Raw genomic sequence first — 7,238 nt, 5'->3', positions numbered from 1 at the left:
GCCTCCGACTTCCTTTAGATTCTGGGTCGCCCCAGACACCCTTGTCTTTGGCTAACGGCTACAACGACCTTCACCGTTCGGGACTTTAACCCTAAAGCTTACGTCCATGCCGGGCACACCAAAAAAGTCACCAGCTCTACTTAAGAGCTGGTGACTTTTTTATGATTTATTTTTTATACGTCTGGTTCTTCAGCCGCTCGAGGACTCTTCCGCGAAGCTCAGGGTCTAGTGGGGCTAATCCAAAGATCTCAGAAAGCCACAGGCCATCGATGGCAAGACGGGTGATCGTCGCATCGACTTCATCCAGTCCATCATGCTCCATGTGCTCTTGCCAGTTTTCGTATGTATCTTGAAGTGGCTTCATAAGCTCAGGGTTAATCCCCTGCGCGGCTAGCATGCCGGCACTAATGGTACGGTTCTCTTCACTCTTATCGCGCATTACCTCGATAAAAGCGCGCGCCCATTTCCCCGCTTCTTCTGGATCGTTTTCAACAAGTCCTTCGACGTTCTCGCGGTATAGATCATTCATATGTTGAACAAGCCCCTTTACAAGGGCCTCTTTCGTCGAAAAGTGATAAAGCAATCCGCCTTTACTCACTTCCGCTTTCTTCGCTGCGGCATCCAACGTCAAAGCATCACTACCCTGCTCCTTCACAATCAGCGCAGCCGCTTCTAATATCTTATCCCGCTTTGACTCTCTTGGCATTTTCTTCCCTCATTTGTTTTAGTGCTTTGGTTTTGTTTGTTTTTATAGTATCAGTCTTTTATGAGGGATTCAATTTTGGAGAAAGAATCGTATTAATTAAATAATCACTCACCCCCTATCACATTTAGATAGAAACTCCACTAATCATCGATGAAATAAGCTAGCACAGAAAGCCTAACAATTCCATCATTACCCATATGCATAGTTCATGATAAAATAAGTATAAATTTACCAAAAATGATGAGTGAAGGGGGTCAAGAGAACCATGAAGAAAACAACTTTGTTAGGTTTAGGTGTACTGTTGTTGGCAGCTTGCGGTTCTGAAGACATGTCCTTCTCTGGGGAATCAAAGAATTGGCGAGCCACGATAGAGGTTTCAGAAACATTCAATGAGCAACAAACCCGAGATTTCGAACTTCATTTTAAGGGTGAGGATCAAACCTCTATTGGAGAGTTTCAATATAGCGTGGATAGTAACGTCGTAGGTTTCGGAGAGAACGGTATAAGTTTAAATGAAAAAGGAACAGTACAAAACATGACTAAGAGCAATGAGACAAACTCAAAAGTGACGGGTCGGACTGATTTTGAAGTGATTGTGGAATGGAACGGAAACACAGAACAATTTACGCTTAAGAACGATGAGTAAACAAAAGTACCAGGAGGGAGAATCCCTTAACTCATTAAAATGAGAAAAAGCGACACGTCCTCATGGTTCTAGACAGGAGAAACTTATGAAACGCATCATCTATTCGATCTTATGGATCGCATTTATAGCAGGGGAACTATCACTATTAACGCTCAACCCAATCGAGTGGTCTACTATTATGATCATTGTATTGATTGCTTCTCTATTTAATTTTATTTTTGGTATTGTGACGGTCATTAAATCTTTGGACAGAGCTCATATTCCACTACTAACAAGTGGGTTTCTGTTGTGTCTCTTATGTACCACTTTAGATATCGGGAACTTCTTTTTAATTAGTTATTTGTATTTTATAGGATTAATGCTGTATATGATCTATTCGCCTTTTCCAGAGGAAAGAAACAAAACCCAATAATTTCATATTATTGGGTTTTTGAGTGCACTTAAAAGGATTAAAGCGCAGCAGTTCATGTACTCCTCATAAAATTCTTCACAAGACTAGATTCTATCCTTCCACTTCAAAGAGAGCTCTTTCACATGCTGCGGGGTCGTTCGGCAGCAGCCTCCTATAAGGCGTGCTCCTGCTTTGTACCATTCCTCTGATTGTGCGGGGAAGCTTTCACAACTCTCTGAACCGTGCCAGGTTTTCGTATCAGGATCATAGCTTTCCCCAGAGTTTGGATAGACGATTATTGGTTTTGTGGTGTAGTTGTGCAGGTTTTCTATTGCCTCTGTCACGACTTCTAACGGAGCGCAATTTACTCCAATTGCCGCTACCTGATCGTTTCCTTCAAACTCTTTGGCCACGTCTTTTAGTAAAGTTCCATCGCTGATCGTTCTCCCATCTGTAAGCGTAAAGGACATCCATGCATAGACGTCAGGCCTTTCTTTAAGAATTGAAGCCAGAACACGGGCTTCCCTGAACGAAGGAATGGTCTCAATCGCTAAAAGGTCTGCTCCCGCTTCAATAAGAGCTTCCATTCGAGGTTTATGAAAAGCTAACAGTTCTTCGTCACCAATGCTATACTGGCCGACGTACTCTGAACCATCTGCAAGATAGGCGCCGTAAGGACCAACAGACGCTGCCACTAGTGGCTTCTCCCGATCAGGGTCTTCTTTTAGGACCTCATCACGGGCTTCTTTAGCAAGCGTCACCGTTTTTCCAATCAACGAAAGGGCTTCCTCCTCTTTGAAACCTCTTCCCCCAAAACCTTCCACAGTCGCCTGGTAACTCGCGGTTATGGAACAGTCCGCACCTGCACGGTAATAATCAGCGTGTACCTGTTTAATCGCCTCTGGCTGTTCGAGTAATACACGAGCTGACCACAACGGATCATCCAAGTCACAGCCATAACGCTCTAATTCCGTCGCCAAGGCCCCATCTAGCACAAGGACACCCTGACGACTTAATATGGATTCAATGGGATTTAATAGATTGAGAGGTTTGGACATGATTCATTCTCCTTTTCTTAATGGATTGGTTTAAATAGTAACTTCCATAGCATATTCCAATAAACGGAATTCCACAGTAAAGAGCAATTCGTTGCGTCGGATCAAAGGCAATCCCTACACATGAAGCTAAGCAAAGGATAAATGCCACAATCGGTACCACAGGATAAAGAGGAGCTTTGTACGCTAAGTCCTCTTCCTTGTAACCCGCTATTCGATACGCTCTTCTGAACTGGAAATGAGAGGCGCTGATGCTCATCCACACCACCACGACAGCCAGACCTGATATCGATACCAGAACAATGTATACCGTATCTGGTGCAATCACACTAGACAACAGCGCAAGCCCCCCACCGATCATACTAAAGGTCATCGCGATAAGAGGCACTCCATTACTCGTTAACTTAGAGAAAACAGGAGAAATCGTTTCTTTATCTGCGAGAGACCAGAGCATGCGGGCAGATGCGTAGAGCCCTGAGTTCGCAGCGGATAAAATTGCCGTTAAAATGACGAAATTCATCACATCCGCCGCATACGGAATACCGATCCGATCAAGAACAGCAACAAACGGACTTTCTACCACACCAGCCACATCCGTTGGCAGAAGAGCAGAAAGAACAACAATCGTTCCGATAAAAAAGAGGATTAAACGTACAAGCGTTGTTCTAATCGCTACCGGAATCGTTTTAGACGGATTGACCGTTTCTCCTGCTGCAATTCCGATCAATTCTGTTCCAGAAAACGCGAAGTTAACAGCTAGCATGGTCATTAAAATGGCTGTCACCCCGTTAGGGAAGAGCCCTTGACTTGTGAAGTTTGATAAGACAGAAGTTGGTTCACTATTCGCGACATTGATCCAACCAAACATCGCCCCAAATCCAATTAGGATAAACAACACAATAGCTACAACTTTTACAGATGAGAACCAAAACTCAGCCTCTGCAAAAAACTTTACGCTGAAGGCATTCAAAGTGAAGATCAAAGCAGCAAAGAAAGCGCTCCATATCCATACGCTCACCTCCGGAAACCATCGCTGCATTAATAAGCCAGCTGCTGTAAACTCGGAACCTAACGCAACAGTCCAAGTAAGCCAGTACAGCCAAGCCACTGTAAATCCAGTCCCTGGCCCTATGTAATTGTGAGCATATGTATGAAAGGCGCCAGTCTCCGGGTTGTGAACCGATAACTCACCAAGACAAAGCATAACTAAATACACCACAAGAGCTCCGATTCCATAAGCCAGAATCGTCCCTAGGGGACCAGCTTGTTGGATCGTATAGCCTGAACTTAAAAAGAGTCCTGTTCCGATGACGCCCCCAAGTGACAGCATAACCAAATGTCTTGTTTTCATTTCTCGTTTAAATTGATTTTCCAATTTCATTCCACCTAGCTTTAGTAGGGTGAACATACAAAAAACGCACTCTCATGCGAGTGCGTTTAACTGACAATAACGAAAGCTCTCATCGTTCAGGATCGTTCACCCGCTGGAATTAGCACAGTGTCGAAATACGACCTGTTGCTGAGGCTTCAAAGGGCCAGTCCCTCCACCTCTCTGGATAAGAATATTTTTTTATTACTCTACTAGCCTTTGAAATAATTGTCAACCTAGTTCTAATTTTCCTGCACTTTTTGAACTAACAAACTTTTATTAATATTTTTATACACGACTCAAACGACTTACTAAAATCACAATCTTTAAGAAGAATGGTCCCTTTGGTGGCCCAATAAAAAAAGAGACCGGATCGCCCAGCCTCTTCCCCATCACTTCAATTTAATTTGCACCGGCTGACTTTCCTGTGTCCGAACGGTTTTCCTATCGTTCTTGTCCAAAGCAGTCCTTTTCATTGAGCTTGTTACCTCGTGAATCATATCCCCCACATCGTGTGCGGATTCGATTAAAGGATCAACGGCTTCCATTTTTCCTTTTACATCAACCGAGATTTGATTGGCTTCATTTAGCAGTTCTTCTGCCTCTTCTGTAATCCCGTTTACGGATTTACGAACGTCAGACAGCGTCTCCTCTGTTTCAGCCAGTGTTGTCATCACTTTTCGTAATGTCAAAACCAAATAAACGACGAGAACAACAAACGCAATGGCTCCAATTGCCACACTCCACTCAAGCATTCAGACCACCTCCCTCCTCTTCTCTAAGTCTATGAGAGGGAGGGGGCGGACATTCCTTCTTTAATAGATCTGTGGAAGTATGGAAGGTTTCTAATGCCTTTTTATTCATTTTTAGCAATAGACACCCCCTACACTTTCCGATAAAATGCTGCGATCCAGTGAATATATCCTTGTAGTTCCATACAATCCCCCTAAATGTTAGGAGGTTTTTTATAGTGAACATCTGCCTCTTGATGGTACAAATTATTTCAAAACAAGATTGAACCTGCAATAGACTCTTTCTATATTATGTAAATCTAGTATCATTTGATATACTTTTGTAAGTTATTGTATTTGATAGACCATGAAGAGAGGTGCATTGGCTTGCTTTCAGTCACAATCCATGAAGCAGGATATAACAAGAACAACTTATATGTCAGAGATGTTCAATTTGAAGTAAACCAAGGAGAGATTGTGGGGCTAACGGGATCTAATGGCGCTGGTAAGAGTACGGCGATCAAAACGATTTTAGGTGTGATGGGTGAGTTTAAGGGTGAAGTCACGTATCCAGATGGCTATAAAATCTCATACATTCCAGAAGAACCGATCCTTTATGAACATTTGACGCTGTGGGAGCATTTGGAGTTTGCGGCAGCTTCTCACCACATGCCTGAATCCGCTTGGAAAGAGAATGCTTATAGATTGCTAGAAACCTTCCAATTAAGGAACGTTACAAACCAACTCCCTATTCATTTCTCAAAAGGAATGAAGCAAAAGACGCTAATCGTTTTAGGCGCTATGGTGAAACCAGATATCTACATCATCGATGAGCCGTTTATTGGATTAGACCCGATCGCGACGAAAAATTTGATTTCCTTACTGGTTTCAGAAAGAAACGATGGTGCTGCAATTCTAATGTCCACGCACGTTTTAGACAGTGCTGAGAAACTATGCGATCGATTTATTCTTATGGCTCAAGGGACAGTTATTACACAAGGGGATATGAAGACGATCACTTCGTACGCTAACAAACCAGAAGGCACATCTTTACTCGATTGTTTTTATGAAATACTGGAGAGTTCTCATGATTAAAGCGAGAAGCTTATTTTTAACCAGATTACGGTTACACTACAAGCATTTATGGGGAACGATTCGATCTGTTGTAGACTGGATTGTTGTGTTGTACATACTTGCACCAGCCCTTGCGATCTTCACTGCCTACTATAGGTCTTTATGGAGTGATACGCCTGAGTATTTAGCTCAACTGCCAATTGAAGTCGTTCTGTTGATTATTTTTCTCTCTTCCTTTTTATATGACCTCAAATCATTTGTACATAATGGAGATCAACTGTTCTTAGTCCCAAACAAAGCCATTTTAAAAAGAGGGTCAATTCTTGGCCTATTCTACACGACGTTTATGGTATTGATCTTCACCAGTGTTATGATGGTGACCTTTCTACCTGTTTTTATAATAGGACATGGCTTTTCCACGATGGGAATAATCGGTTTAGGAGGATATGTACTACTCTGGAACATGGTCTTTGTGATGGTTAGAAAAGTGCTAAAGATCAATGGGGTATCCCTTGTTTATACACTCCTAACCTACTCCCTTCTATTGCTCAGTTACCTATCTTTATGGAAGGTCTATTTGAGCTTATCTTTAGAAGGAATGTGTCTAGCTCTCCTCTTCTTAGCCATTCTTCTGTTTGTTCTTATTTACAAACAGGCGATCTTTAGAGGGCGTAAATTCTTTTCTTTCGTCGCTTACGATGGAGCAGCGAACCACAAATGGACCAAGCTTCTATTGTGGCAAAACGGCCAAGCAAAACTTGTGACCTTAAAGCCATCTAAGAAGGTTGTGCTACTCAAAAAGCCATTGTTTAAAAACCGATCTCCGCACAATGTATTAAGTGAAACGTTTCTCAAAACAGTGATCCGCGACGGAGGCATGGTCCTGACATTGATTCAGTTATGCGTCTTGCTAACTGTTTTCTTAGTGATTGTAGACAGTGTGTGGCTCGGTCTATTTCTTTGGGGATTCTCGTTGTTTGCCTTTGTGAGCATTGCGAAAAGTTTATGGATGTATTTCCGAAGCAGTTCTTATTTCAAGATGTATAGATGGAGAGAGAAGGATCTGAATTTATCCTCGAAGAAAAGCATTCTTTTTATTTGTGTGCCTTTCATGACGTTTATTACGATTGTTTTTACGTTGGTGTATTTATCACCGGTGTGGTTGATTGTCACTTTGGGAAGTTTGGTTGCTTTCGGTTATGTTTACACATATAGAGTGGTGATCTAAGTAGAGTATAAGGTCCACCACCAGAAAGTTCTCTTAAG

The 7,238-nt window shown here is 42.4% G+C and carries 8 protein-coding genes and 1 riboswitch; of the genes, 4 read left to right on the top strand and 4 right to left on the bottom strand.

Annotated elements, in window-relative coordinates; translation table 11 throughout:
* Nucleotides 1-166 precede the first annotated feature (166 nt).
* Nucleotides 167-706 (bottom strand): TetR/AcrR family transcriptional regulator, encoded by a 540-nt coding sequence (locus tag IEW76_RS08235; protein ID WP_188652697.1) that lies wholly within the window; start codon nucleotides 704-706, stop codon nucleotides 167-169.
* 265 nt (nucleotides 707-971) lie between these two features.
* Here IEW76_RS08235 and IEW76_RS08230 point away from each other — a divergent pair, with 265 nt between their 5' ends.
* A complete protein-coding gene (locus IEW76_RS08230; protein ID WP_188652695.1) occupies nucleotides 972-1,352 on the top strand; it encodes a hypothetical protein in 381 nt (126 codons plus the stop codon).
* An 85-nt stretch (nucleotides 1,353-1,437) separates the two neighbouring features.
* On the top strand, nucleotides 1,438-1,764 hold the full coding sequence (locus tag IEW76_RS08225) for a hypothetical protein (protein ID WP_188652693.1): 327 nt from the start codon (nucleotides 1,438-1,440) through the stop codon (nucleotides 1,762-1,764).
* A gap of 83 nt (nucleotides 1,765-1,847) precedes the next feature.
* Here the strand turns inward: IEW76_RS08225 and mmuM are convergent, their stop codons facing one another.
* The 3 genes from mmuM to IEW76_RS08210 form a co-directional block, all read right to left on the bottom strand.
* Nucleotides 1,848-2,801 carry a homocysteine S-methyltransferase gene (gene mmuM / locus IEW76_RS08220; protein ID WP_188652691.1) on the bottom strand — a complete coding sequence of 318 codons (954 nt, stop codon included), beginning with the start codon at nucleotides 2,799-2,801 and terminating at the stop codon, nucleotides 1,848-1,850.
* The gene (gene mmuP / locus IEW76_RS08215) at nucleotides 2,767-4,179 is read right to left on the bottom strand and encodes an S-methylmethionine permease (protein WP_188652689.1); all 1,413 of its coding nucleotides are present in this window, start codon (nucleotides 4,177-4,179) and stop codon (nucleotides 2,767-2,769) included. Before mmuP ends, mmuM begins: the two co-directional genes overlap by 35 nt.
* A 76-nt stretch (nucleotides 4,180-4,255) precedes the next feature.
* A riboswitch (SAM riboswitch) is annotated at nucleotides 4,256-4,361 on the bottom strand.
* A 198-nt stretch (nucleotides 4,362-4,559) separates the two neighbouring features.
* Nucleotides 4,560-4,922, bottom strand: a complete 363-nt coding sequence (locus tag IEW76_RS08210; RefSeq protein ID WP_188652687.1) for a DUF948 domain-containing protein — start codon at nucleotides 4,920-4,922, stop codon at nucleotides 4,560-4,562.
* A 363-nt stretch (nucleotides 4,923-5,285) separates the two neighbouring features.
* Here IEW76_RS08210 and IEW76_RS08205 point away from each other — a divergent pair, with 363 nt between their 5' ends.
* Nucleotides 5,286-5,993: an ABC transporter ATP-binding protein gene (locus tag IEW76_RS08205; protein WP_188652685.1), complete on the top strand. Its 708-nt coding sequence runs from the start codon at nucleotides 5,286-5,288 to the stop codon at nucleotides 5,991-5,993.
* Entirely contained in the window at nucleotides 5,986-7,200 is a 1,215-nt protein-coding gene (locus tag IEW76_RS08200) for an ABC transporter permease (RefSeq protein ID WP_188652683.1), read from the top strand. The genes IEW76_RS08205 and IEW76_RS08200 overlap by 8 nt, the downstream gene beginning before the upstream one ends.
* Nucleotides 7,201-7,238 lie beyond the last annotated feature (38 nt).

This window comes from Pontibacillus salipaludis (genome assembly GCF_014642405.1).
GTDB classification, from domain to species: domain Bacteria; phylum Bacillota; class Bacilli; order Bacillales; family BH030062; genus Pontibacillus; species Pontibacillus salipaludis.
This window is presented reverse-complemented; position numbering and strand designations above follow the sequence as displayed.